This window comes from Bradyrhizobium sp. WU425, assembly GCF_021052305.1.
GTDB classification, from domain to species: domain Bacteria; phylum Pseudomonadota; class Alphaproteobacteria; order Rhizobiales; family Xanthobacteraceae; genus Bradyrhizobium; species Bradyrhizobium canariense_D.
The window spans coordinates 6,395,230-6,419,984 of sequence record NZ_CP088089.1; the positions used below are offsets into that span (position 1 = coordinate 6,395,230).

Annotated in this window: 29 protein-coding genes; 13 read left to right on the forward strand and 16 right to left on the reverse strand. The window is 61.0% G+C overall.

Annotated features, from left to right (window positions below; translation table 11 throughout):
• Positions 1-126: 126 nt before the first annotated feature.
• The 6 genes from BcanWU425_RS30870 to BcanWU425_RS30895 form a co-directional block, all read right to left on the reverse strand.
• Complete coding sequence (locus tag BcanWU425_RS30870) at positions 127-780, reverse strand: hypothetical protein (RefSeq protein WP_204513760.1); 654 nt, start codon at positions 778-780, stop codon at positions 127-129.
• 116 nt (positions 781-896) lie between these two features.
• Positions 897-3,152: a polysaccharide biosynthesis tyrosine autokinase gene (locus BcanWU425_RS30875; protein ID WP_204513759.1), complete on the reverse strand. Its 2,256-nt coding sequence runs from the start codon at positions 3,150-3,152 to the stop codon at positions 897-899.
• 280 nt (positions 3,153-3,432) lie between these two features.
• Positions 3,433-4,053, reverse strand: coding sequence for a hypothetical protein (locus BcanWU425_RS30880; protein WP_204513758.1), 621 nt, complete (start codon positions 4,051-4,053; stop codon positions 3,433-3,435).
• A gap of 138 nt (positions 4,054-4,191) precedes the next feature.
• Positions 4,192-5,679 carry an O-antigen ligase family protein gene (locus BcanWU425_RS30885; RefSeq protein ID WP_204513757.1) on the reverse strand — a complete coding sequence of 496 codons (1,488 nt, stop codon included), beginning with the start codon at positions 5,677-5,679 and terminating at the stop codon, positions 4,192-4,194.
• Positions 5,680-5,707: 28 nt separating this feature from the next.
• Positions 5,708-6,226 (reverse strand): hypothetical protein, encoded by a 519-nt coding sequence (locus BcanWU425_RS30890; RefSeq protein ID WP_231188845.1) that lies wholly within the window; start codon positions 6,224-6,226, stop codon positions 5,708-5,710.
• Positions 6,227-6,445: 219 nt separating this feature from the next.
• On the reverse strand, positions 6,446-7,648 hold the full coding sequence (locus BcanWU425_RS30895; protein WP_085359815.1) for a polysaccharide biosynthesis/export family protein: 1,203 nt from the start codon (positions 7,646-7,648) through the stop codon (positions 6,446-6,448).
• 414 nt (positions 7,649-8,062) lie between these two features.
• Here BcanWU425_RS30895 and BcanWU425_RS30900 point away from each other — a divergent pair, with 414 nt between their 5' ends.
• The 3 genes from BcanWU425_RS30900 (at position 8,063) to BcanWU425_RS30910 (ending at position 10,307) form a co-directional block, all read left to right on the forward strand.
• The gene (locus tag BcanWU425_RS30900; protein WP_231188848.1) at positions 8,063-8,500 is read left to right on the forward strand and encodes a hypothetical protein; all 438 of its coding nucleotides are present in this window, start codon (positions 8,063-8,065) and stop codon (positions 8,498-8,500) included.
• A gap of 74 nt (positions 8,501-8,574) precedes the next feature.
• Complete coding sequence (locus BcanWU425_RS30905) at positions 8,575-8,850, forward strand: hypothetical protein (RefSeq protein ID WP_085359811.1); 276 nt, start codon at positions 8,575-8,577, stop codon at positions 8,848-8,850.
• Positions 8,851-9,026: 176 nt separating this feature from the next.
• Positions 9,027-10,307 carry a hypothetical protein gene (locus BcanWU425_RS30910; protein WP_085359809.1) on the forward strand — a complete coding sequence of 427 codons (1,281 nt, stop codon included), beginning with the start codon at positions 9,027-9,029 and terminating at the stop codon, positions 10,305-10,307.
• Positions 10,308-10,317: 10 nt separating this feature from the next.
• Here the strand turns inward: BcanWU425_RS30910 and BcanWU425_RS30915 are convergent, their stop codons facing one another.
• On the reverse strand, positions 10,318-10,941 hold the full coding sequence (locus tag BcanWU425_RS30915; protein ID WP_085359807.1) for a transglutaminase-like cysteine peptidase: 624 nt from the start codon (positions 10,939-10,941) through the stop codon (positions 10,318-10,320).
• A 192-nt stretch (positions 10,942-11,133) separates the two neighbouring features.
• On the opposite strand from BcanWU425_RS30915, the gene BcanWU425_RS30920 reads away from it, so the two are divergent.
• Both BcanWU425_RS30920 and BcanWU425_RS30925 read left to right on the forward strand, forming a co-directional pair.
• On the forward strand, positions 11,134-11,871 hold the full coding sequence (locus tag BcanWU425_RS30920) for a metallophosphoesterase family protein (protein ID WP_085359805.1): 738 nt from the start codon (positions 11,134-11,136) through the stop codon (positions 11,869-11,871).
• Positions 11,872-12,054: 183 nt separating this feature from the next.
• Positions 12,055-12,594 (forward strand): hypothetical protein, encoded by a 540-nt coding sequence (locus BcanWU425_RS30925; protein WP_231188850.1) that lies wholly within the window; start codon positions 12,055-12,057, stop codon positions 12,592-12,594.
• A 41-nt stretch (positions 12,595-12,635) separates the two neighbouring features.
• Here the strand turns inward: BcanWU425_RS30925 and BcanWU425_RS30930 are convergent, their stop codons facing one another.
• Positions 12,636-13,022, reverse strand: coding sequence for a hypothetical protein (locus tag BcanWU425_RS30930; protein ID WP_231188851.1), 387 nt, complete (start codon positions 13,020-13,022; stop codon positions 12,636-12,638).
• Between the two features lie 205 nt (positions 13,023-13,227).
• On the opposite strand from BcanWU425_RS30930, the gene BcanWU425_RS30935 reads away from it, so the two are divergent.
• Positions 13,228-13,620: a hypothetical protein gene (locus tag BcanWU425_RS30935; RefSeq protein WP_204513756.1), complete on the forward strand. Its 393-nt coding sequence runs from the start codon at positions 13,228-13,230 to the stop codon at positions 13,618-13,620.
• Between the two features lie 323 nt (positions 13,621-13,943).
• Here BcanWU425_RS30935 and BcanWU425_RS30940 read toward each other — a convergent pair whose 3' ends face one another.
• A complete protein-coding gene (locus BcanWU425_RS30940; protein WP_231188852.1) occupies positions 13,944-14,276 on the reverse strand; it encodes a hypothetical protein in 333 nt (110 codons plus the stop codon).
• Between the two features lie 104 nt (positions 14,277-14,380).
• On the opposite strand from BcanWU425_RS30940, the gene BcanWU425_RS30945 reads away from it, so the two are divergent.
• The gene (locus BcanWU425_RS30945; protein WP_018456118.1) at positions 14,381-15,604 is read left to right on the forward strand and encodes a hypothetical protein; all 1,224 of its coding nucleotides are present in this window, start codon (positions 14,381-14,383) and stop codon (positions 15,602-15,604) included.
• 20 nt (positions 15,605-15,624) lie between these two features.
• On the opposite strand, the gene BcanWU425_RS30950 is transcribed toward BcanWU425_RS30945, so the two are convergent.
• The 3 genes from BcanWU425_RS30950 to BcanWU425_RS30960 all read right to left on the reverse strand — a co-directional run bounded on the left by BcanWU425_RS30950 (position 15,625) and on the right by BcanWU425_RS30960 (position 16,837).
• Entirely contained in the window at positions 15,625-15,900 is a 276-nt protein-coding gene (locus tag BcanWU425_RS30950) for a hypothetical protein (protein WP_083926416.1), read from the reverse strand.
• A 203-nt stretch (positions 15,901-16,103) separates the two neighbouring features.
• The gene (locus BcanWU425_RS30955) at positions 16,104-16,520 is read right to left on the reverse strand and encodes a hypothetical protein (protein ID WP_018456120.1); all 417 of its coding nucleotides are present in this window, start codon (positions 16,518-16,520) and stop codon (positions 16,104-16,106) included.
• 41 nt (positions 16,521-16,561) lie between these two features.
• On the reverse strand, positions 16,562-16,837 hold the full coding sequence (locus tag BcanWU425_RS30960; protein WP_018456121.1) for a hypothetical protein: 276 nt from the start codon (positions 16,835-16,837) through the stop codon (positions 16,562-16,564).
• Positions 16,838-17,836: 999 nt separating this feature from the next.
• Here BcanWU425_RS30960 and BcanWU425_RS30965 point away from each other — a divergent pair.
• The 3 genes from BcanWU425_RS30965 (at position 17,837) to BcanWU425_RS30975 (ending at position 20,681) form a co-directional block, all read left to right on the forward strand.
• Positions 17,837-18,010: a hypothetical protein gene (locus BcanWU425_RS30965; RefSeq protein WP_162847250.1), complete on the forward strand. Its 174-nt coding sequence runs from the start codon at positions 17,837-17,839 to the stop codon at positions 18,008-18,010.
• Positions 18,011-18,610: 600 nt separating this feature from the next.
• Entirely contained in the window at positions 18,611-20,200 is a 1,590-nt protein-coding gene (locus tag BcanWU425_RS30970) for an EAL domain-containing protein (protein ID WP_204513755.1), read from the forward strand.
• Positions 20,201-20,315: 115 nt separating this feature from the next.
• Entirely contained in the window at positions 20,316-20,681 is a 366-nt protein-coding gene (locus BcanWU425_RS30975) for a VanZ family protein (RefSeq protein WP_204513754.1), read from the forward strand.
• Between the two features lie 44 nt (positions 20,682-20,725).
• Here the strand turns inward: BcanWU425_RS30975 and BcanWU425_RS30980 are convergent, their stop codons facing one another.
• Both BcanWU425_RS30980 and BcanWU425_RS30985 read right to left on the reverse strand, forming a co-directional pair.
• Positions 20,726-21,172, reverse strand: a complete 447-nt coding sequence (locus BcanWU425_RS30980; protein WP_018456126.1) for a CHRD domain-containing protein — start codon at positions 21,170-21,172, stop codon at positions 20,726-20,728.
• Positions 21,173-21,320: 148 nt separating this feature from the next.
• On the reverse strand, positions 21,321-21,605 hold the full coding sequence (locus tag BcanWU425_RS30985) for a hypothetical protein (protein ID WP_085384365.1): 285 nt from the start codon (positions 21,603-21,605) through the stop codon (positions 21,321-21,323).
• A gap of 239 nt (positions 21,606-21,844) precedes the next feature.
• Here BcanWU425_RS30985 and BcanWU425_RS37470 point away from each other — a divergent pair, with 239 nt between their 5' ends.
• A complete protein-coding gene (locus BcanWU425_RS37470) occupies positions 21,845-21,970 on the forward strand; it encodes a hypothetical protein (RefSeq protein ID WP_268738914.1) in 126 nt (41 codons plus the stop codon).
• A 29-nt stretch (positions 21,971-21,999) separates the two neighbouring features.
• A complete protein-coding gene (galE, locus tag BcanWU425_RS30990) occupies positions 22,000-22,992 on the forward strand; it encodes a UDP-glucose 4-epimerase GalE (RefSeq protein WP_204513753.1) in 993 nt (330 codons plus the stop codon).
• A 40-nt stretch (positions 22,993-23,032) separates the two neighbouring features.
• Here the strand turns inward: galE and BcanWU425_RS30995 are convergent, their stop codons facing one another.
• Both BcanWU425_RS30995 and BcanWU425_RS31000 read right to left on the reverse strand, forming a co-directional pair.
• The gene (locus tag BcanWU425_RS30995; protein ID WP_085359789.1) at positions 23,033-23,491 is read right to left on the reverse strand and encodes a hypothetical protein; all 459 of its coding nucleotides are present in this window, start codon (positions 23,489-23,491) and stop codon (positions 23,033-23,035) included.
• 101 nt (positions 23,492-23,592) lie between these two features.
• Positions 23,593-23,928, reverse strand: coding sequence for a hypothetical protein (locus BcanWU425_RS31000; protein WP_161494832.1), 336 nt, complete (start codon positions 23,926-23,928; stop codon positions 23,593-23,595).
• Positions 23,929-24,080: 152 nt separating this feature from the next.
• Between BcanWU425_RS31000 and BcanWU425_RS31005 the strand changes: the two genes are divergently transcribed.
• A complete protein-coding gene (locus BcanWU425_RS31005; protein WP_085384366.1) occupies positions 24,081-24,752 on the forward strand; it encodes a hypothetical protein in 672 nt (223 codons plus the stop codon).
• Positions 24,753-24,755: the final 3 nt, after the last annotated feature.

Sequence of the window (24,755 nt, forward strand, 5' to 3'; positions counted from 1 at the left end):
GCTCGGCGGGTCCCTGAACACGGAAGGCCGGCTTTGTTCCGCTTTGGCCAAATACTGGCAAAGACGTCTGCAGGTATGAGGCGATCGCGACTACGCCCACAAAAGACTTCAAGCATCGACCGATCATCATCGCCATAGCCTTTGATCGATCTCAACTCCCGGCACATTGACGTGAATTCCATCACGTATAAGCCTTTTGGCGAATGCCTCGCGCGAAATGACGTCCACCCGTACTAGGCTAGCCAATAAGCGTTCGCGCTCCGCCCAGCCCGCTCCTATCAAGTTTGTGACTGCATCCTCGATAAAATCGCCGTCGACCAAAGCCGAGAACTCGGAAACGACGCTTTCCTGCACCCTGCCTTGAAGCGCCGGAAAGGACGCGAGCGAGAGTCGGTTACGCCGGGGCGCGATCCAACCTTCCAGCGGTCCCAGTGCATAGGACTGCTCCAAAACGCGGATGTTGCCTTCATTGAAGCCGCCACGGGCCGTTGCTACCGAGTAGAGCAACAGCCACAGAAACGAATCCGCGGGGTTCAGTGCGAGGGTCGAACGCACGTTGTTTTCCGCGGCCTCAAGGGCGCGATCAAACTTGGCCAGATCACGTCGCGTCATCATCTCCTCGGTTGAGCGCAGGCTGACTAACGCCTTCGCACGCATGAAGTCGGGGTGCTGAATGCGCGACGCCGGTGCTGCTTCGAATTGGGCAAGGATCTCTCCCGTTACGCCCCGCTTGAAGCGATCATCCGCTAGAATTCGTGCCGTCACCTCGCGCGCGATCACCACCGTCCCACACGAGGGTAATACGGCCGCCGACCATGACAACCCAACAAGCCCGAATAGGACAATTAACCCGCGCGCAAGCGGTAGTGGCACAGTTATCTCCGAGAGAGCGTCGGTTATTCCACGTACCCATAGCGGGCGTAGTACTTTTGGTAGTAGTAGCGACCGTGATAAGATTCGTAGCGCGCGAGTAGCCGCGTGTCGGCTTTATTCAGCACAACGCCTAACAACTTGTCCTGGATCTCGGGCGCGTTACGCAAGTTATGCCGCACCACGTCGATCTTAGTCTTACCCCACTCGACGACGAACACATACGAATCGACAAAGGGCGAGGTGACACGCACGTCGACGACCGGTGCCATCGGTGGCATATCCAACACGACATAATCATATTTTGAGCGCAGCGAGGCCACGACGTCGCGTAGCGGCTTAGAGGCGAGAATCTCGTTGGTGTGCAGCAGCTTCGAGGTGGTGCCGGCGGTAAGGATTGCAAGCCCGGTTTGCGGATCGACCGTGATCACGTCGTCGAGCTGCACCTTCTGCGCGACCACATCAACGAGGCCGGCCTTGGCATCTGGCCTCAGGGCCCGCGAGAGTGAGGGGTTGCGCAGGTCGGCGTCGACCAAAATTACGCGCGCACCGCTGTGAGCGATGAGCTGTGCAAGGTTTGTCGAGAGCGTGCTCTTGCCCTCGTTGGGCAGGGTCGAGGTCACCGCCAGCACGCGGTTCTCGCGTACGATCGAGTTGAGGTCCACGGCGACCTTTAGTGAGCGCACCGCTTCGGAGAAGCGCGACAGCGGATGATCTACGACATAGCGCAAAAGGTCCGGCTCCGGATTGTCTTTCTTCCTAGAGAGTTTCCCGCTTAGGCTTGCGGCTGACGCTGCCGAGCCTAGCGTCGGCAGGATCGCAATGCAGTTGGCACCCAATTGCTCCTCCACCTGGCTAGTGGTCCGGAACACCTTATCGGTGAGCTCTCGCGCCATTGCGGCGCCGAAGCTAAGGATGAGACCTCCGAACAGTGCTCCGGCAAGAACAACAAGGCTCTTTGGGGCGCTCTTGACCAAGGGTGTGGTCGCAGCGCTAATCACCCGCGCCTCGGTAATGGGGAAGGATTGCTGCTGCACGCTTTCCATGTAGCGCTGCAAGAAATTGTCATACATCGCTTGATAACTCTGTGCGGTGCTGTCGAGCTCGCGCAGCTGGATCTGCGCCTGGTTGGTGAGCTGTGATTCCGAGACGACGTTGGCGAGGCTCGACTTGATGCTCTCCTCGCGGGTCTGGGCGATATCGTAATCACTCTTGTAAGATTCCTGGATGCGCTTCAGCTCGTCCTGGATGTTCTTCTTGATCTCGGCCATCTGGGTGCGCAGGTTCACCGCGGCGAGATGGTCGCGGCCGTATTTGGCCGACCAGATGGACTCCTTCGAGGACATGTCGACATATTGCCCGCGCAGCTTGACGATGGTGTCGTTCTTCAGCGCGTCCGTCACGTTGGCGTCCGGGATCTCCTGCTTGAGCATGTCGTTCATGCGATCGAGCCGCGCCTTGGCTTCGGCGGTCGAGGCATGCGCCATGATAAGCTGGCTGTTGACTTCGGCAAGCTGCTGCTCGTTCATCAACCGCCCGCCGCTATCGACAATGTTGTTGGCGATCTTGAAATCCACCACAGACTTCTGCGCCGCGGAGGCCTGGGTGCGCAGCTCCTTGATGCGATCCTGCAGCCAGACGCTGGCGCGGCGGGTCGCCTGGTACTTCGCCTCGAGCTGGTCGACGATATAGGCGTCCGCGATGGCATTGGCGATCCGCGCTGCCTTTTGCGGATCGAGCGAAGTAAAGCCTATTTCCATAACATAGGTGAGGCCGAGGCGCTTAATTGTTCGGTTGCTCTCGAAACGCTGGAGCGCCTTGCGCGTCAGTTCGAACTCAGATGGCGCGCGGCTGTTCGAGAACAGACCCGACGCCACACTGATGACCGAACCAAGCAGCCCCCCGCCGCCGCCGGTAAACTCGGGATCCTCAATCAGATGCAGGTCGCGGATCACGGAGAGGCTGATGTTCTCGGACTTCAGGATCTCGACCTGAGTTTCCACTGTGGCTGAATCGACGGCGACATCGCCGAGCACCGATTGCTGCTGGAATAGCTGCACCTTGCGGGTGTCGATCACCATGGACGCGGTCGAGGTGAATTGCGGCGCAGCCGTGAAGAGATAGAGCAGCGACAGGATCGCGCAGGCCGACACGATCGCGATGATGGTCGGGAACTGGCGCCTGATAATGTCGAGATAGGAGGTCAGCGTCTGGGACGGAGAACCGTCAGCCTCGGCGAAATCACGGTTGATCTCCGAGGTCGGCTTGTTCACCTGCAACATCCGGCAATTCCTGAAATGGATCGATTGTGTTTAAGGATTGGTGGTCTGCCAACAGCGCCGCGGCATCTGGAAGCGAACTTGATCTGCAAAACCCGCGCCGAGGGAAAGCCTAGCACAATGCCGGCTGCAATTGAACGTTGTTGATGCGGCGCACCGTACCGCGGGGCCCGGATCTTGTGGGAAGCTTAACGGCAAAAAGCAAAGCGGCGCGATGAAGCGCCGCTTTGACTAGATGGCGAATACGGCACCCAGGAGGCTTGTGGCCTCCGGGCAATTACGGTCAGCGGTCGCTGATACGATTGGCGGCGTTGGAGGTGCCGCTCACGCCGCCCGAGGCACCGCCACTGACCTGGGTCGCGTAGTGCAGTCCGCCGAAGCTTGGCGCGCCGTTGTTCGAGCCGCCGGTGTTGCCAGGATTGCCGATCGGGCCGCCCGATCCGGAGCCGCCGCCACCGCCGCCGCCGCCAGCCGCCGCGATCGCGACGTCGCCGGTTGCGGCCTGGTAGGCTGCGATCACGTCGGCGTTGCCGGTGCCGGCAACAGCGGCCTGGATCTCATTGGCAAAAGCCTGATCGGCGACCGCGGCCATGCGGGCAAGCTGGGCGAGGCCGGCGACGATCGCGCGGATCTGGTCCTTGGTGGTCGCGGGGTCCTTGAGGAGCGCGATCAGGGCCGGAACCGTGGTCGGATCAGACGCGCCGAGGTCGCGCACGCGCGAGATCAGCTGCGCACCGGCCGGAAATTGCGTCAACAGCGTGCCTGGTGTCGCCTTGAACTCGGAAATGACCGTCGCCGGCAGCTGGCGCTGCGGCGGATAGACGGCGGCGCTTGCGGCGCTCGAAATCGTCGCGGCCAGGGCCGCGGCCGCAGCCATGCGAAGCGCAATCTTGATAACGCTCATAAATAAACCTCCAAAAAACGTCTGCCCACTTTACGTCTCGGCCCGGGCAAGTGGCTGTGTAGTGCCGGAACCTAGCGGAAGAGTAAATCGCTGTCCACTTATTCTAAAGACTTCGTAAACGGCGCAACTGCTTCAAAACTAGACAGTTTTGTGAAGCGCGCGGGCGCGGCGCTGGCCTCGCGCGGGCTGCGTCCGGCGCCCCTGCTGGTCCGGTGCGGCGATCGCCTCGCCTTGCGCCCGCGCCGGCTCGGTCGAACGGAACGATTGCGAAAGGCCGGCGCCGAAAAGCGCAAAGAACGGAATGGAATAGCCGGGGATCTGGAGCGTGAAGTCCAGGCAGGAATGCAGCAGCGACAGGCTCGCGGTCGCCGCCGCTGCCAGCGGGATGATGGCGTCGCGCCGCCGGGCGAACACGCCGCGGCCCAGGATGACGAACATGACCGCCCATCCGGCCGCCACCAAAAGCGCCATCGGGATGCCGACGTCGGAGGCGAGCTCCAGCGGCGTGGAATGGGCGATATCCCAGATGCCGCGAATCGAGATGTTGGGGCTGCGGTAGGGCGGGAAGGCCCATTGGAAGGTGCCCATGCCGGTCCCGAACCAGGGATTGTCGGCGATGATCTTGAGCGTCGATTTCCAGGCCTCGATGCGGCCCTCGTCGACTAGGCCCTGGCTGTCGAACCGGCTGGAGACGCGGCCGCCGAGCAGCTGCATCAGGCCGAGCGCCACCACCACGCCGGAGCCGAGCGAGATCCAGATTCCGGTCCGCGGCGGCAGGTCCTTGCGCAGGAACACCGTGAAGGAGGCGATCATCGCGAGCAGCGACAGGCTGACGCCGGCGCGCGAGCCGGTCATGAACATCGCCATCAGGCAAATCAGAAGCGCTCCGAGATGCGGCAGGATCTGGCGCGGCGGGATCTCGGCCACGTCGCGCGACACGCGCTTCCATTCGATGTGCCGCTCAGGCAAGCGCCGGCGGACATCCTCCAGGATCAAGAGCATCCAGATCACCGCGCAGGAACCGAAATAGGCCGCGGCCGTGTTGCGGTTGATGAAGGTGCCGGTGACGCTGCCCATATAGGCCGTCTTGTCCCGCCACAGAATCATGGTGGGCTCGATCAGGAACGAAGCGACGCCATAAAGCGCATAAAGGCTGCCGGAGACGGCGATGACCCAAAGCAGACGGCGGGCGCGCTCACGCTCGGCACCGACGGTGATGCCGAGGAGGATCGCCAGAATATTGCCGAGTGGCGCACCCAATGCGAAGAACGCCTCGTTCTTGACGATGGATGCCGACGGCGCAATCGGCACGCCCAGGAGTTCGGACGCCTGCTTCCAGATCGGATTGAACGGCGCGATCCAGGGATGATCGGACAGCTGCTCATGCAGCACGAAGGCGTATCCGGCCACGATCACCCCGATGCCCGCGATCATCCAGAAATGGGGGCGGCGCAAGTCGCGCGTCGGCGCCACGATCAAGGCGAGGCCCAGGCACAGGCACCAGAACGCGATCGAGAGGTCGTTGGTCGAGCCGAACGGGAACGGCGCCCCGGCGACGACGAAGAACAGGATGAAGGTCGCAGGCCAGCTCCACGACCAACGTATACGGGGAAGCGGAAAGCGCATCGTCGGTTGGCCGGCCTTGGCTCTAGCTCTAGAGGAAGCAATCGATCGGATAGATCTTCAGATCCACGTTCAAGCGGCTAATCCGGGTCTGCGCCCGGAAGCCGTAGAATAGCCCAAGATTATCACTCCCCGAGTCGAGTTTTATTCCGGGGGTTAATTCATCCGGCGGGACCAGCAGCCCGATGTGGCGGTTGATGCCGGATATCTCGACTCGCCCGTCCCCCTCGCCGAAATGTCCCGCGAGCTGGGTCACCGTCACCTTCGGCAGCCCGCGGCGCTGATGGCAGACCTCCTCTTCCCATAGCTTGGTCTGCCGAACGAGAGGTTTGCCCGCGCCGTCGGGAACAACAATGTCTGAGAAGTTGGGGTGCAGCATTCCGAAGAAGCGACTCTCCTTGGCGTTTGCTGAAAGCCGGACGGTGAAGGAGAGCTCGCCCTTGGCCTCGCGCAAGTGCCGAAAAATTGGTGCATCAGGCTCAGCCGAGACCACCACGTCGATCCGGTGGCGGACACCGAGCTGTTGGGTTTCGCCGGCAGCCTTGCCCATCAGAGACGGCCCCGCGATGACGAGAGCCAATAAGCACCGAGCTGCTTGCCGTCCAAAGCACATGAAGACCTTGCAACCTGCGGGGTGACCGATCGGCGATAAATCTTGCTCGGTGAAGCCTTGATCCACCCCGAACAGAACCGCTGTGATTTCTAAACGAAAATGGCACCGGGACGAAGCCCCGGTGCCATCGTTTCGTGGATCAGGTTGGCTCCGGCCTTACGGCGCCAGCTTGATGTTGTTGCGGAAGATCAGGGCGTCGTTGGAGAGGTTCACGGCATCGCTGCCGGTCGCCATGATCACACGCAGGAACTGCAGGAACTTGGCAGTTTCGACGTTGCGCGAGTTCGAGACATAGAGCACGTCGCCATTCTTCATCATGACCTTGGTGGCCAGGAAGAAGCCACCCGGATCGCGGAAGTTCACGTTGAAGATGACCGGGATCGTCTCAGAGGTGTACTTGCTGACGTCGACGCCAAGCTGGGCAGCAACCTCACGCGGCTCGCGGCGATAGAGATAAACGGCTGCCGGATCGGCCTGGCCATCCAGGAGACCACCGGCCTTGCCCACGGCTTCGCCAAGGTTGATGCGCCATGCGTCGAAGTTGAACTCGCCGCTCTGACCGCTGGCACCGAACGCCAGGAACTTCTGCTGTTCGCGGTAGACGTAGATGCTGTCCTCAGGCCGAACATAGACGTTGTTCTCAGGCGCCATGACGAGATTCTCGAAAGGCACGGTTGCCCTACGCCCGCCGCGCTCCAGCATGACCCAGGTCTCGAAACCCTGGCCCTTGATGCCGCCAGCGCGGGTGATCGCGTCGAGCACCTTGTCCTTGGCACCCGCCGCACTCGCCGGATAACGCGCCGGCGCGTTGACCTCGCCGAGCACGCTGATGAGCTGTGTCCGCTGCGAGGACATCGCAACCACGACCTGAGGCTCAATGGCGCGGTTGGAGATCTTCTCAACGATAGAGCGCTGAATTTGTACCGCAGTGAGACCCGCCGCCTTGACCTGGCCGGCGTAGGGCACAGTGATGAAGCCGTCATTGTCGACCGACTGATCCGGGATGGTGACGAAGTTGCCCGGACGGACGCCGGCTTCTGCCGGGATGAACAAACCGCCTGCCGCGGCTTCGAAGATGGTGACGCTGACAACGTCGCCGATGCCGAACACAATGCTGGCGGGCGGACGGCGATCGGTGAACACTCCCGCGAGCCCCTTGGGCTCATGGGTGTGCAGGATCTTCACCGTGGCCGGGTTGAGCGGCACCAACTCGTACGCCGGTGCATTCTCGGTCTGGATCTTGTTGTTGACGTCGTCGGTTAACGGGCCGGAGCCAGGGTTGGTCGAACACGCCCCCAGCGCCAAAGCGACGGCCAGGAAAGCCGGCTTGAATAGATACGTTTTGGCAAAGGTATGCATGAATGGCCCCCGTAGTTCCAATTGCATCGATTGGTACGGCCTAGTGGGCAGTGCGACAAGGGTTCCCGGCCCCGAGCGAATGGTTAACGGCCCAATGAGTCCCCAACTGTTGCGTGCAAGCCACGGTTCGGAACCCCGCTAACCCTTTGTGACTGTTTGTTGACATCCTTTTGCCCGATGTACGGGCACCATGCCCAGGAAGAGACCTTCTCCAAAACCCCCGCCCTTCTGCTAGTAAAGCCGACAGCACCAATTTGATGGATTTCCGACGTGCCGATTCTGGCTTTGGCCCTTCTTGGATTGTTGTCGTCCTTATTTGGGGGACTTTCATCGCCTCCTGCTGCGGGCTCTGCCCCCTTGAGAGGTGATTGCGCCGTCGGGCCATCAGGATTGCACTCGGTCTGCACGTTTGCGGTGGCAAGCCCATCCTCGATCTGGAAATTCACCCGCACCCAAGGCCCCAAAGAGGGCGAGAGCTTCGCTTCCATTTCCAAGACAGCCGAGACGATGCAGTCTGACCCGGAGTTCGCCGGCCTGATCGTCCGCTGCGCTCCCAAGGGCAAGATCGACGTGTTGGTCGCCTTGATCCGGCCGTTCCCGCCACGGAGCCACCCGCGAGTGACGATCTCCTCAACTGGCGGCGGTACCCAGACGTTCGAGGCCAGCATGGCGGCGGCCGGCGCTGCCGTCCTATTACCCGACGAAGTTTCTGCGTTCGCGGCCGGTAAGTGGCAGACGACGCCCTCGCTTTCCGTGGTGGTGAAGGAAAGTGACACCGAAATCAAAGGCGTGGTGACCCTGAGCGGGCTTCGTGAAGCCTATAATTCTCTGGCGGCAAGTTGCGGCCAATAGACAAAATTTAGCCATACGACTTAAGGGTCTTTTTAGGGTGGGGAACCTAAGGTCCGGAGCACGGAGTGTTTCGGATGACCGAGCTTTTGATCTTCAGCTTTCTCGTGGGCGCAGTTCTGGGCCAACGCTTTCGCGTCCTGGTGCTCCTGCCGCTGACATTCGTCATGCTGCTCGCCGCGATCCCGGTCGGCTGGATGGCCAATCTGGGCTTCCTTGACGGCCTGAAGGGCGTGGCGTTCGCGGCTATCGCGCTCCAGGCCGGCTATCTCTTCGGCTCGGCCGCCCGCTTTGCTCTCGCCGCCGGTCGTGCCGCCCGCGTGTTTGCCCGTCCGCTCAAGACCGCCCGCTGACCTCTTTGGCGCATCAAGAGTCCGTCTGATCCCCCGCACGCGACGCTGCCTTAATGTGGGGTTGGGTTGGGTTGGGTTGGGGTTGGGAGCTGCGTTGGCTGCAGAGCTCTGTTTGAAAACTTGCCTCCGGCTTGTATGGTGGCCTGACCCTTTCAGGATTCCTTCCAGGCGCACGTTTGTCCTTCGCTTATTTTGCCCTCATCGTTTGCCTTGTTTCTGCATCCGCTCTCGACATTGCCGGCGCCAAATTCGGCGTACAGCTCGGGATGACGGCTACGGCCCTGGGGCTATTTGCAGCGGTCTTCAGCGCACGAAAGGCCGACTACGAGCACTATCTGCGTGCCACGGTCTGGGGCCGTTGGATCCTGATCGGCATTCCCCTTTGTATCGCGGCTCAGCTGGTGCCGCTGTGGCTGAGTTGGGCGCATCCGATCTGGGCGAGCAGCCACGATGCTCTGGCTGGCCTGTCGCTTGGGCCAGTGACGGCGGATCTCGGCCTCACCCTGAATGCGCTGTTTCAAGCCCTCGCAGCGATCTCGTTGCTCAGCGTGACCATCGTCGTGGTCCGTGACCGCAGCCGTGCCGAACTGGTGCTGTTCGTGCTGAGCGGGGTAACAGCGGTGTCGGCTCTGACCTTGGATTTGCGTCCGTTCTCATCCGCCCTTGCAACCGCCGTTCCTTCCGACCTGGCGACAACGATGGCCGGTCTTGGCGTCATGCTTAATATAGCCGTCATGCAGCTGGCCGCCGAGCGGGCCGAAACGCGCCACTCGGTCGTTCGATCGGTCGCCATCGGCCTTTGCGGCCTTGTGGGCGCTCTGGCCAGCGCGGTCGCGGTTTTTGGCTTGTCGGGGACGAACAGCGCGATCGCCGCGGCCTTTGGCCTCGTGTTGATGTTGCTGATCCTTGTCATTCGAAGGATCGACCTATCCCCGTTGGCCGCAGGCGCGCTGTCCTTAGCCGCGCTGGTCGGAGCGATCATTGTCCTGAGCTTCTTGTTCGAAAAGAATGCAGGGCCGATTCTTTTGCGGCTCGTCGCGGAGGTGGGGGCCGAAACCAGAGCCGCGCTGGAGCGAATGTTGGCCGACACCAGGTGGTTCGGTGCGGGGGCAGGCACATTTTCTGCCGTTGGCAGGATCTACCAAAGCGATTCCGGCGCGGCTTTGATGGCGCCCTCGACGGCTTTTGCCATCTTCGCGGATACCGGATGGATCGGTTTTTCCGCCGCGCTGCTGGCGGGCATGTTGGCTTTGGGCCGCTTGTTTTTGGGGGCTTTGCAGCGCGGCCGCGACTCGTTCTTCCCTGCGGCGGCCGCGGCCTGCCTTGTCTTCGCGCTGGTTGAGGGCTTCGCCGGTTCAGGACTGCTGCATCCGGCAGCAATCCTTTGCCTGTCAACGATCATGGGACTCGGCTTGTCCCAAAGCATCACCCAGTCCCCACGCGGCACGGGTCATTAGTCGTTCGTCGTTAGACGTCGCGATCAGCCAGTGACGCCCAGTAGGTCGGGTTCTTGGGCATTTGGATGCGGACCCACCGATAGGACTTTTTCGACCAGGGCAGGATGTGCCCGGTGAGGTTATCCAGCACGAGATCGCCGGCGAACGTGCGCACCACGACCACAAGATGATGCTCACCCCAGGTCGTCACGACCTCGCTGAGCAACACCGATCGCGCCGGGAAGCCCTTGGCAATCAGATCGTGGCGTTTTGTCACGGCGTAGTCGTTGCAGTCGCCGCTGGTGGGATGCAGCAGCCACTTCTCGCCGCGCAGCCCCTCCAAATTAGGCTCGGGTCGGATCGCGCTGTTGACCCGCCGATTGACCTCCTGAAGCTGGGCCATGCGCTCGGCCGTGAGCTTGAGACGTCCGCCCCTGAACACGATTTGCTGCGGTCGCGGCTTACACTCGCCCTCGTACTTCAGGCAAAAGAGCGTGAAAGCCATCGGCGCCAGGGTCGGCTGGTCGAACTTGATGTACTGGATGGCGCCGCGCAACGCCGACGGCGCACCGACAAAGGCGGCCTCGGCCTTGTGTTGAGCCGCCCCAGCCAACAGAGCGGCGGCAATCGCCAGGAACTTTAAAGTCTTGCGCATGTCGCGCTCCCCATTTCTTGTTGGGGAAACGCTACGGGACACGTCTTGAAATCCGGCTCAAAAGCCGAGCGATCCTTTAATCAAAACCGCTGCGACTCCGTCAGAAACAATTAAGAATACCGATGCGTAACTTGTTCTGCTATGAGCGACCATGCCCTCCATTCATGACGCCAGACCCGATTCGACCAGCTGATGGGCCTTTCCAAGCGTTTTCGTAAGAACGTCAAGCCGCGGCTCCCCGACGGCGTGAGGATCTATGCCATCGGCGATGTGCATGGACGCGCCGACCTGCTTCAGTCGCTCTTAACTGTCATCGACGCCGACCTTGCCCGCTCCGCTCCCGAACGAGCGATTCAGGTCTTTCTTGGCGACTACGTCGACAGGGGCCCGGACTCGCGCGCTGTGATTGATCTCCTGATCGAGCGCTCGAAGTCGCATGAGACAGTGTGCCTCAAGGGCAATCACGAGGTGTTCCTGCTCGAGGTCCTCAAGGACCCGGCGCGCCTGGAGGAATGGCGTCGCTACGGAGGCCTGCTGACCCTTGTTTCATACGGCATCAACCCGACGATGAATCCGACGCCGGAGCAGCAGATTGAATTGATCGAAGGGTTGAGGCAGGCGCTTCCGCGGGAGCATCTTTCGTTTCTTCAGCAGCTCCGCCCGTCCTTCGCGTGTGGCGACTTCTTCTTTGTGCACGCCGGCGTCAAGCCGGGCGTAGCCCTGGAACGTCAGAAGGAGGAGGATCTGCTCTGGATCCGCGAGGAATTCCTCGAGTCCGAAAGACGCTTCGGCAAATATATCGTCCACGGCCATACCCCGGTCAGCGTCCCGGATATCCGCTCAAACCGGATCAATATCGACACCGGCGCTTACGCGACCGGCAACTTGACCTTGCTCACGATCCAGGGCGATAGTCTGCTCGCAATTTAGGACTTTTGCAGAGTTGCTGGCCAACTCCTGCGCCCTTCCACACGGGCATCGAAATTCATCATGAGCCGCATGACCTTGCTTCGCATCATTGGCGCCTGCATCGCAGTGATGTTGCTGCTTTACGCAGCATTGGGGTTTTACGGCGATCTCACGCGGTCGAACTTTCGGGCGAGCGATTTGTTCTTGGGCGAGTTTCCGCCCGAGAAGGTCAACGTAGCCGCTTCGGGCGTTCTGGCGCCCCTTTCGTTCGACGGCGACTTGCTGGCGAATTATGCGGCGGCCAAAGCCGCGGATTTTCTTCACCGTCCTGCAGCCGATGTGAACAGCAGGGCCGCCGAGAACAAGGCTGCCCAGGATGCCGTTGTTGCGGCTCTGAAAGTATCGCCCATCCGGCCCGCGCTTTGGCTGACGCTCGGCACGCTGAAGACGCAGGCGGGTGAGCTGGCGACGCCTGCAGTGAAAATGTCTTACCTGGCCGGCGCGGTGCCGATCGCCGTCGCCTTCGCACGGCTCCAAACCGTCACATCGAACGCGGCAGCAGCCGACGAAGAGATCAAGCTGCTGGCGCAATCGGACGTCCGCGCGGCGCTTGCCAACCGCTCTCGCTACGAGCAGCTCCTGATCGCTGCCTACCTGCAGGCCACGCCGCAAGGCAAGTCGCTGCTTCTGGAGACCACGCAGGGGACCGATCCCAAGTTCAATCAGATTTTGCGGCGGTACTGAAGTTCGAGCGCGAGTTAGCCTGCTGGCTTGCAGTCAATTTTTCAGCGCGTCGCTTTTGGTGCGATCGGCACGAAATCCCGCTCACGGCGCGGTTGATCCGGTCGCCCCTGGTAGACGAACATGCCCTTCTTGGTCGAGACGATGTCGCCGCGCTGCAGGCTGTCGTCGTTGAGGAGGCGTTCGGTCGCGACAAGGTCCGGATCCTCCGGGACCGGTTTATAGAGCTCTGGATGGTCCCGCCGCTCGCGCGAGAGCTCCTTGGCTCGTCGCCGCGCATCTTCGATACGCTGACGCCACTCGTCACGGCTGACTTCCGGCTCGCTTGGTGGAAGATAGTCGCTGACCGAGGGCTCCGGTTCGGTCTGCGCAAAACACGAGGGCGGATTGGCGAGACCGAAGTCGATTGCACCGGCAACGGTCAGGACCACTCCGGCCAGCTGCCCAAGCCGCCTGGCATGAGCTAGAAAGGTGTGAGGTCGCGCGGTTGGCACGCTGTAACTCCAGGGCAGAGCGAGAAGAACGAGCAAGGGCCGGAAACTTCTCGTCCATTCCCTTCAATCTATACGTTTGCCGATTGCACGAAAGCCAAATCGCGGGCAAGCTTCGTGCTTTAGCTCGCGAGGATATTGACCAGTGGTCCGCAACGTTACTTTCCTGGTTCTGGTGATCTTTTTAGGCACTCACTTTGCGACAGCAGGCCAGATCGAATACCCGCAAGTGATCCATACGCAATACGAAGCCGTCGATCAGAAGACCGGGGGTCACTTCGTGCTGTGGTCGGAGCGGGAAAAGATCTTCTATGGCCTGGACCAGAAGCTTTTCCCGGGAGCTCGGTTTGTCGACATCACCCAGGTAACCCCAAGCGTGGGTTCGATCACACTGACCTATGTCGAGGTGCGGACCGTCAGCAGCACGACGTCGGACTATCTGTATCTGGCAGGAAATGTCCGCTTTCGCGTCAGTGGGATGGCGCTCAAATCCAGCAACTTCCCCGCCGGCGGCGGAATGACACCCAACGTACAGTAGCCAGACTAACGCCTGCTCGACCCACTAGTCCGCGTTCTGTTGCCGTAATAGGGGCGCGCGCGCCCTCCACTGACCAGAGGCGGCTGAATCTGGCTCGGAATATTCCGCGTAGCCGTGCTCGGCGCGGGCTGCGAGGGATTGACGATAATTACATTTCGATCGGGGGTCGATGGATCATTGACCCCCTGGGCCCGAGCGCTGAGGGCCCACGTGCTTGCCGTCACAAGAAGCGTAAACGCGGTCAGGACTAATCGTTTCATAAGATGTCTCCCAAGCGAGAACATCGGGAGGCGATCACCGTTCCTTCACGGTTGCTTGGGTCGTCATTGCCGAGGCACGGCGATCAACTTGCCGTCTCTCCAGACCCCCTGAGCCGCCATCCCGCTCGGCAGCTTGCCCGGCGCCAGGTTTCGGGTGGCTGTGGGTCGTGAGGCGCTCTGGGCCGTTTGGGTTTTCTTCGTAGGGGTGGTCACGATGCTGGTGCTCGTCAAATTGGCTTTGTCCTTGGTCCCTTGTGCAAAAGAAGGTTGCACCAGGAGAGCCACAAACGTGAGTGCTATGAAACCGTCGCGCATGATCAAAATACCGGAAAGAGGAGCTCGTCGAACTGTCACAGCTTTCTGCCCAAAAGCAAGCCCCCGAAGCTGTTCGACCATGGGCTCTTGCAAGGCTGGCGATCAGAGCGGCTTTCGCCGAGATAGGATTTTGACGCGGAAAAGCCTAGCGAAACAGCCTGTTCCGGGTTACTTGATCGGCCTTGATGACCGACCCCAGCGACACCGCCGCCGGCGCGCCAAATATGCACGCGATCAAGGCCGGGTTTGTGCGTCTCCTGTCCGGGCGGATTCGCGACATATCCAGCGACCCCCGGCAGATCCGCGAAATCGTATACGAGCTGGCTCGCATCAAGCTTCTGGAACAATTAACGCATGGCGACGCACGGGAGTCCCGCGAGCTCCAGCAAGTGCTTGAGCGCGCCATCCGGGAGGTTGAGCTTTCATTTGACCGTAGCGAGCGCGACGCGCTGTCCAAAGCGCCGGAGTTGGCGCTAGACGTCGCTTCGCATCAGTCGCCACCCAGTCCCCCGGCTCCTCAGCCCGTTCCGCATCTGGCGCCCGTTCCGCCCTCGCCGCCCGTCCCGAAGCCTGCGGAAACAGGGCGCGGTTCTGTCGCACCGCCAAGCCCGCCCGACCAATCTCGGCGAAGCGGCATCCTCAACTCCCTCATCCGATTAGCCGCCATCCTGGTCGTCATTGCCGGTGCCAGCGCGGCGGTTACTTATTGGCCGCGGTTGAGGACACAATCCCTCGCATTGTGGCAGTCCGCGACGCTGTCCAAGCGCACCTCCACAAGCCCCGAGCCTCACCCCACCGGGGCTGTGACTCCATCGAGCGGTGAGAGCGTCGAACGGACACCGGATCAACCGAAGGAGCCGGTGACGCCTGCGCAACCCTCGATGCCGTTGCCAACGACCTTCGGCGTCTACGCCCTGAGCCAGGGCCAGCTCCAGGAGCTCAAGCCGGTCCCCGGGAAGATTCCGGATCGTCGTGTCGCGATCTCAGCAGCAATCACCACACCGAGCGCGACGACCCTGACAAGCGGAGATGTCAGCTTCATTGTTTTCAGGCCCGACGGTGGTGTCGATGCAACCGGGACCGAGGTTCGAGTAGTCGCAAAAGTCTCCCGAGCGATGGGCGTCGATGCAACCGGGAAAGCGGCCATGGTCTCTGCCGGCGACACCTGGGTCATCCGCAGCATGTCCTTCCCTTACAAAGTAGGTCCGGTCGAGGATCAGCCGAGAATGCTATCGCTGCAGCCGGAGCAGGACGGCTTTACGCTTTCGCCGGGTCGCTACGTCGTGGTCGTCAAAGGTATGGGCTATGACTTCACGGTGGCCGGGACGCCGACTGATCCCAATCAATGCGTCGAACGCATCAATGCAACGAACGGCGCATTCTACTCCCCCTGCCCGCCGCGACGCTAAAGTGGCGCGACCCGTTCCGTTTATTTCTTGGCCTTGGCGTCTTTAGGCGCATCCGCGGGCGCATCATCGACCTTGCCGTTGTTCGTGACGCATTTGCTGAAATAATCGCGCCGCTCCTTGGCTGTCCCTGCGCTGCCGGCAGCGGGATTGCCGATTTGCTTTGGAGGAAAGGCCTTGGCCAAAGCTGCGTCGCATGCACGCGCTACTTCTACAGTGACGGCCGACGCCGTTACTGGCGCGCCAATAGCCAAAACAAATGCCAATCCCATAGACCTTTGCAAATTTCTGGAGATCACCTGGCTCGCTCCTTCAATCCGTCCGAGAACGCTGGACGGGACCATATCAAAACCGGCAGAAGAGCCAAACGGCAAAGCGGCGCCCGAATTGTCCCGTGGCAAAGCTGTTCAGCGAGAGATTATGCTTTTCGGACCGAGATATCCATCGTGCCCAAACCTGCTGCGTTTAGCAGACGGAAGGGTGCCGAGCCAAACCCTCGATCCTAGCTATTGAGCTGCGGCGGCTTCAGGTTCGGAAAGCGCGTGAGCATCGCGGTCCTGATAAACCTCAGATGAGCGATGGTGTTTGCCAATTCCTTGAGCCGCCGCTGGCCGTTGGAGATGTCGGCGGCAAAGAGATCTTGATGATGACTGTCGATCGGCTCCCGTTCGAGATATTCATCGGTGCCGTTTCCGAAAGTGACGGATGCACGCGCGAGTGCGTCATCAACACGTCGTCCGAGGCCGACCTGCTCCCTCTCCGCATCGCGCAATGCCGTATCGATCGCGACCATGACGGCATCGATTCGAACGCGGTCCGTCTCCGCATCGCGCTCGATGGTACGGGCCTTGAAGCCTTTGTCCTCACGGCGGGAGCTGAGAAAATTGTGTGCGCGCGCTCTCAGGAACAGCTGAAACATTTGGGCCATCCCACGTTCGAGATTTGGACCGCTAACATCGGTCAGACATAGTTAACAAAGCTTGAATCTTGTGGCTGCTCCGCCTGGCTTTGTACGATCCACGCCCGCCAGGCTCCTTCGTGTTTCGAATAAAGCTCAAGCCATCGAGCTTCGTGCGCCGCGGCGGCCCCATCGCCCGGACCGATTTGAACCGTCTCTCCCGATGTGATGTCCAGCGCTTCGAACTCCGCCGTTTCCGGAAGCGACAGCCCTATCAGCACCCGCTTCCCTTGCGCATCAACGAAATACCTGCGGGGCGCGTTGTGCCTTTCAGTCATTCGAATGAGCCTCGTCCATGATCCAAGGACCTGGAAGATCTTTCAGGTGTCGATCATAGGCGCGAACGAAAACCATCAAAATAACGATGCAAATTATCGCGCCCAGCAATGCAATCAGATACGTCATTTACGCCTACTCTAACGCGGGGCCACGGAAAAATCGGGGCGGCTAAGCTTCCGCCGTGAATCGAGATGTTCTAGGTGGCATTGGCTAGGCTCTCAAGAATTGCGACAAGTTAACCTAACCGCACATGGTTATTTCGATAATGCTACAGAGATCGCTCGGCAAACAGGCCAGGCGCGAAATACCATCATTAGGAGGGCGACCGACTTCGTCCCGCCCCTGTTGCGGGAGTATAGGGCGCATAGAGACGATATCTTGCCGATCGCTTGCGTGAGCGCCACGCCCTCGCACCATAGCCGCAAGCAAAACCGCCCGCGAAGATCGAACCCAAAACCACAATTGCCAACATTTGAACGTCCCATTTTTTCGGCGCGTTCCTCCCATTGCATTTCATCTTGTCGTTGTGACGACTTCAAGATCGGCACCGCTGAAAGTTTTGCCAGGCGATGACGAAATTTGTGCAAGGAGCTGATTGAAGTTTGGTCGTTGCCGGACAGCCGCGGGCCAGGGAATGACAAAACGTCTCACTGATTGAAGTTGGATCCGGCCGGATGTTAATCGGGGTTCACGCAGTCCATGCAGCCTTCAGAACCGGCGCCCGACAATTCGGCTTCCAGCCATTCAAAGCGCGGTAACGGCCGCCGCTGATCAGCATTGACACCTCCGTGATAGTACGGAGCGACAAAGCCGGATTAGACGCGTTAAGGTTGAGCGGTTAGCTTAATCCGCGTTGTTTGTTGCGAATTCTCACTAATCACTTATCCCATCGTCTCACCGGGCTCCCCCAAGCTCGGCCCCACCCAAGCAAAGCCGTCGAGCGACATGGGTCCGCTTGGCGGCTTTGTCCTTGTCGCGACGAGAGGATGATTTCGGTTATGGCGCGCAAGCCCTGGTCGTTCAAGGAAGACCGCCGGCTGATGGAGTTGGCTAAGTCTTCGGCTTCATTGGAGGAGGCGGCGAAACAGCTCGGACGATCGCCCGATGCGATCAAGCGCATGGCCCTGCGCCTTGGTCTTTCGTTGAAAACGAAGGCGAGAAAAAAGGCCTAAGCGAGCGTGCGGCGGCGTTCCGCCAACGACGTCATGATGGCCGCGGGCGCGCGATCGCCGGTTCTGACGAAGAACGAATGCGTCGTGTTGCTGATCGGAGTAGAGCAAGGACCTCAAGGCAAGGTGAGGTCGCCGTCCGCCCCGAAGGCTCGACTCCGGCTACATGAAATAGATGCGCTCTAGCCCGGTTCGCCAGGGAACCGAACCAGCGCGCTCGCGTTGACTCCAACTTCATCGCGAGGTCTGGCCGTGGCCCATCTTGCCATTTCCGTCATTCTGGTCTGGTTGGCTATCAATATCGCCTTCGTGGTCTTGCGCTTGCGAGCCACCCGGCCACAGCATGGTGGCAGCCCTCGGCAGGCTTCCATCGCGCCCTACACTCCCGCACCCGCTTCCCTCCGCCATCGAATGGGCCGCCAGAACTTGGGAGCGGAAGGTTAAGTAGCATTTTCGATAGGGTCCCCCGGTCCGGGGGCAGACGGGTCCCTCGCCTGCCCACCCCCAAAGGCCGGTTCCACATGCCTCGCCCGCGCATTAAACCCTATCTTAGCGGGTCCTGATTAGGATCGGCCGACGCTTCCCTCTGTTCCGCCGGGCCGAATGAGATTGCAGCGACCGACTTTCGTATTTGCGGCGTTCGTGCTCGCGAGCGCGGCCGCGTTCGGCGTGGCTGGCCACTTTGCGGCAACTTCGTTCATTCGGTACCAGCAGGCCCACCAGCTCGACGAATTGACCGAGGTGGTTCTGCGTCGCGCCGAATTTGCGGTCGACTTTGCCGGCGCGAGCCTGGGCGAACTCGCGCGGCGCGATCTTGCCGATTGTGGGCCCGCGACGCTGCAGGCGATCCGGCTCCACGTCTACCAACGTTCCGCAATCAAGGATGTGCGCCTCGTCAACCCAGATGGCTCGGTGATCTGTTCGGCCTATTCCGAAACGCTGGAATTCGACAAGGGATGGATCGACCGCCGCGATATGCTTCCCTCGCACGACAAGAACCTTTCGCTCTTCCGTGTTGAGCAATTCGGCGGCGATGCTCTGGGCGTGCTCAAAGACATCAACGGCAATGCCGCATTGGTCGCCATTCTTGGCGTCAACGCCAGCCTGTTCGACATCATGCCCGCCGAGTTGCGCGCCCACAGCGAAGTGATCCTCGCGTTGAGCAACGGCGAGAAACTTGGCGAATTCCTGCTCGATCCCGACAAAGCCTTGCAGGCCCCGATCGATCTCGACAAAAATTCAGCTCGATTCCCACTCCATGCGACCATTCGCCTCGAACGCGGCATCCTCTCGACGTGGAACAACGAGGCTTACTGGCCGACGCTGGCCGTAGCATTTGCAATCGGCGCCCTTTTCGGCGGGCTTTTCGCGCGGAGCCGCCGCATGGAAGGGCCCGTCGCCGATCTCGACCGCGGGCTGGCCGCGAACGAATTCAAGCCGTACTACCAGCCCATCTTCGAGCTCAAGACCGGTCGGATCAAAGGCTGCGAGGTGTTGGCTCGGTGGCTCCTCAAAGACGGATCGGTCGTGCCTCCGATGAACTTCATCCCGCTCGCGGAATCCAGCGGCCGCATCCAGGTCATGACCTGGCAGATCCTGCGATCAGCGCTGTCGGATCTGCAGCCGCTGTTGAAAGCGAACAAGGATTTTAAGCTCTCCCTCAACGTCGTACCAAAGCATCTCTTGAGTGCGGGCTTCATTGAAACGCTCCGCCGCACGGTCATGGCGGCGCAAGTCTCCGCGCGCCAGATCGTCATCGAGGTGACCGAGCGCGACGAGCTCGACGACCTCGCACGCGCCGCAGCCGTAGTCAGCGAATTGCGGGACTACGGGTTTCGCGTCGCCATCGATGACGTCGGCGTCGGTCATAGCGGGCTATCCCGGCTCAAGGGCCTGGGCGCCAATACAATCAAGATCGACAAATTTTTCGTCGACACGATCACCGTGGACGCATCGACTGCCACGATCGTGGAGATGCTGGTCGCACTTGCGAAGGACCTCCAAATGACGGTGGTCGCGGAAGGCATCGAGACGGAGGAGCAGGTCCGGGCGCTTATTTCATCCGGCGTAGAGGAGGGGCAGGGCTATCTGGTCTCCGCCCCACTGCCCTTCCCTCGATTCAACGAGTTGGTCGAGTCACGCTGCTTGGCGCAGAGCGCTAAATTGCCGACCGACGCGGCGTTGGTGGCCTGAAAGGATTGAGCCGTTAACCCGAGACGGCAAACGCGCCGCGCCCCTTGCTCAATCAGCCTTAACGATACTCTCATCTTTCAACGCGGCCTGGCTCCGGTCCGGCTATGGTCGTCCAATGCGCCGCAACCACCTTATCGCAGCCGCAGGCGTCTGCTTCGCGCTCATCGTCTATGCCACGCTTGCGAGACTGGCGGGGAGACCCGTGCTTATTGGCCATCACGACGCTTATTGGGTCGTCGTGATCGAGCGCTTCAGCGCCTACGGGTTGCTGGGATTTCTCTTGTCCTTCCTGTTGCCCGGTCGGCTCACCCTCGCATGCTCGCTTGTCGTGGCGGTCGCAATGGGGCTGGAAATTCTGCAAGCAATGACGCCCGATCGTGATCCGGGTTTCCTGGACGTGCTGCAAAAAGCAGCAGGCGGGACCGTCGGGGTCCTCCTCGCTCAAACAATCCTGGCCTTCTTACCGAGGCCGCCCTCCTGAGCAGATGCATGGCCTGCACGTCTGCATCGGGGAAGTGACCGTCCTTATTTTATCATTTGTCCGCGTAGTTCACCGCCCGGGTTCGCGGCCGTATGAATGTTGGCATACCATTTCCCAGCCAGCAGGTCCGCAGCCTGAGCTTCGGTGAGCGTTGCGCTCCCCTGAATCGGGCTTTGGACCGTCTTGAACGGCAGCACGATGCCGGCGTTCTTGCCGGCCTCCACGGGGCCATGGAAATGTGCCCCCATGGCTGGCCCGGTCAAGCCGGCGAAGCTGACTGTGTAGGTCAGGGTTTTCGCCTCCGTATCGTAGGTCGCCTCGGCCTTGCCTGTTCCAGGCGAGTTGTTCGGAGGCACTTCATTGCTGCCTTTTAAATCGGCCTGCAACTTCACGAGCTCTGCATTTGCCGTTGCGGCTGTCATGATGATCAGCGCACCCAGCATCGCCGCTGCCAACAGTGTCGCGTAGCCTCGATCGCTGTCGTTCCTCATGGCATCCTCCTGCAGGCTCTACGGCCCGCTGCGGTTAAACCCCGGCCAGCAATGAAAATTCCGGATGGAGATTTATGCCTGATTCGGAACAACTATCGCGAGAATCTCGGCTCCTTATACCCGGAGCCTGATGGATTGCGTGCGGGAGCTAAGCCGAGCGGCGCCGGCCCAGGAACTGGTTCGGCGTCAGGAGTTCTGCCATCTGCCGATGGGTGGCCTGGAGCGCCTCGATGGCGCCGTCCAGATCAAAATCGGCGTCCCGGACAGAGGCGAAATATTTGGCCGTCAGCGCCAGATCGAGCTTGACGCGGGTTGCGCCGTCGCGGCTTTTGCGGCGGTCAAGTGACAAATGGATGGCCCGCATTCGTGCCTCGGCAGACGTGCAGCCGCTAAGCTCGGCGAGTTCGTCATAGGTCATCCAGATCTGTGCCATGTTTCAGTCACTCCTTTACTCGGCATCAGCTTAATTTTGGTTCTTAAAGCTTCGGTTGCCGCGATGCGCGCGCCCACCGTTTCGCAGCGATAGGGTCAATGCGAGCTAAACGAAGAAGGACGATCGTGCCGAGCCGCCGGTGGGTTGCATACAGCGAAGATCAATCTATGCTCACCAGATCGATCAACTATTGAACTGAGGCAATCGCATTGGGACAGGTCACTTCGGAAGCCCTCTCCTTGATTGATGTCGTCTCCCGTGGCGCCACGCGGCATGTCCTCGCCTTCCGCAAACGTCCCGCATGGCTGACGCTTGCGGTGCTCGTGCCGGGTGCCGATTTGGTGCTGGCCGCGGCGCATGGATGATCGTTGATTTCACCTCGAGGTAAGCAGACATGACCGACCGACCGACTGTCCTCGTTACGGGAGGCGCGGGCTATATCGGCTCGCATGCCTGTCGCGCCCTGACCGCCGCCGGCTATCAGCCCGTCGTTTATGACAATCTGTCGACAGGTCATCGCGGCTTCGTCGCCGGCCCGCTGGTAACAGGCGATCTGCTCGACGGCGGCACGCTGGCGCGCGCCTTCGCCGAGCACAAAATCACGGCGGTCATGCATTTCGCGGCGGCGAGTCTCGTCGGCGAGTCCATGACCGACCCGCAAAAGTACTACATCAACAATGTGCAGGGCACGCTGTCGCTATTGCAGGCGATGCGCAATGCGGGCTGCCATCGTATCGTGTTCTCCTCGACCGGCGCCGTCTACGGCAATGCCGATTCCAAGGAACTGCCGGAAGACTTCCCCTGCGCGCCGATCAACCCCTATGGCGCATCGAAGTGGATGATCGAGCGCATGCTCGCCGATTACCGCGCCGCTTACGGCTTCGGCGCGTTCTGCCTGCGCTATTTCAATGCCAGCGGCGCCGATCCTGCCGGCGGCATCGGCGAATTGCGTGACAATGAAACCCATCTCATTCCGCGCGCCATGATGGCATTACAGGGCCATGTCGATTTTGCCGTGTTCGGTCAGGACTACGACACGCCCGATGGCACCGCGATCCGCGACTACATCCACGTCACCGACCTCGCCGCAGCGCATGTCGCGGCGCTGAAGCTGCTGGAACAAGGGCATGCCGGCGGCAGCTTCAATCTAGGCACCGGCTCCGGCTTTTCGGTACGGGAGATCCTGACCGCCATCAGGCACGAGACCGGGCGCGAGGTGCCCCACGCCGTCAAACCGCGCCGCGCCGGCGATCCCACCTATCTGGTCGCCGATCCCTCCGCAGCGCGAAAAGCGCTGAATTTCGTGCCGCGATATTCGGATCTGCCGACTGTAATCCGCACCGCCTGGGCCTGGCACCAGAGGGCTCATCCGCTTAAGCAGCCCTGACAACATCCTCGAAGTCGATCAGGCGGGATAAGACGTGGCCTTATGGTCTATTCCGTTCTGAGCCGAGCGATCCCGGCGCAAACGGATGGCGCGATCGCGAACGGCCGTCGAGCCCCTTGGGCAGCTTGTCGGCGTTGAGCTTCACGACCGCACCTCGGGCGTCAACGGCCGGCACCTCGTCCTGGCTGTAGATGAGCGTCGCCTCGAAGGTCACATCGGGGGCCTGCTCGGCCGTTCCGGAACAGGTCGCCATCGCACCGCTGCACACGCCCGAGAGCTTGACCTCGACCTCGTCGAGCCCGAACACGGTCGGCGGCCCCTCGGCATGACGCCGCGTGGTCAGAACCGCCGTGAAGCGCTGCTCGTCAATTCGGTAAGAGCCTCCATAAGTGAAGAAGCTGTCGCTGCCGGAGATTCGTCCCTCCGCCAGATGCACGACGCCCGTGCCCTGACCGCGCGGGGTCCTGAACCAGGCCGCATATTTGCCGTCTCTCAGCATGAAAACATCCACCGTAAAACTCCAACGTATTTGCAACCAACTCTGGGGCGCGACAATGACCCGCGCGGGGAGCATTCCGCCACGGTTAACGCCCTGCAAAATCAACCCGTCAATTTGACGCCGAGGCGCAGCGACGCGGGCGCACGCTTCCCGTGCGGCGGGCAAGAAAGCTGGAGCTGGACCTCGTTGCATACCGCGCTAAAAACGATCGGCGTGCCGACCTCGTTTGGCAGCACGCATATAACCGCTATCAACTCCAGCCAGCTCGTGACAGCTAGCCTGTCACGCGGGAGGAAGTGGTCGAGATCGCCGCCGGTCAGCAGGCGACGCCGTATCAGAAGACCGAGGCTACGCTCGCGCCCATCATAGATATGGAGAGCCACCCGGTTGAGGCCGTCCCAGCCGAATGAAATTATCCATCCAGCTTGCCGGCGCACTGTCTTCTCGGGTCGCCGGCTTGAACCTCTTCCTGATAGAGTGCACCAATATCAAAGAGTGATTCCGGTCACACTTGCCTGGGCGTTTCGCTGCTAAGCATCGGGCCTGGATGGGGACCGGCAAATATTGGTCGAATTGGATGAGAATTGCCATGAAAAGCCTGATCGGCGCTGTTGTCGGCACATGCTGTCTTGCTGCTCCGGCTTTGGCGGAGAGCCCGACCGCCATCGTCGAGGACGTGCAAGGCAAGGTCGACGGTGTCGCGTTCATGGATTATGTGGTGCCGGGCAAGATCATCAAGCTGGGGCCCAAGGCAACCATTACGCTCAGCTATCTCAAATCGTGCCAGCGCGAGACCATCAGCGAAGGCGTCGTCATGGTCGGCACCGAGCAGAGCACCGTGCAACTCGGCGAGGTCAAGCGGGAAAAGGTCCCCTGCGATACCAACGCGGCAAAACTGTCGGAGCGCGAGGCGAACCAGAGTGCCGCGACGACCTTCCGCACCATGCGGTCGGACGCCAAGGGCAGCGCTCCGGCCAAGCTGCCGACGCTCTACGGTGTCGCGCCGTTGGTGCAGGCCAAGAGCGGCAGCACCCTGGTGATCGAGCGCACCGATGGCAAGGAGCCCACGATCAGCGTGCCGCTCAAGAGCGAGACCATGGTCGGAGGCAAGTTCTATGACTTCGCCAAGGCCGGGAAGTCGCTGACGCCGGGCGGCAGCTATCTCGCCATCCTCGGCACCAAGCGTTACGCCTTCCAGGTCGATCCCAGCGCCACGTCGTCGCCGACGCCGATCGTGGGACGCCTGCTGCGGCTCGAATAGGCA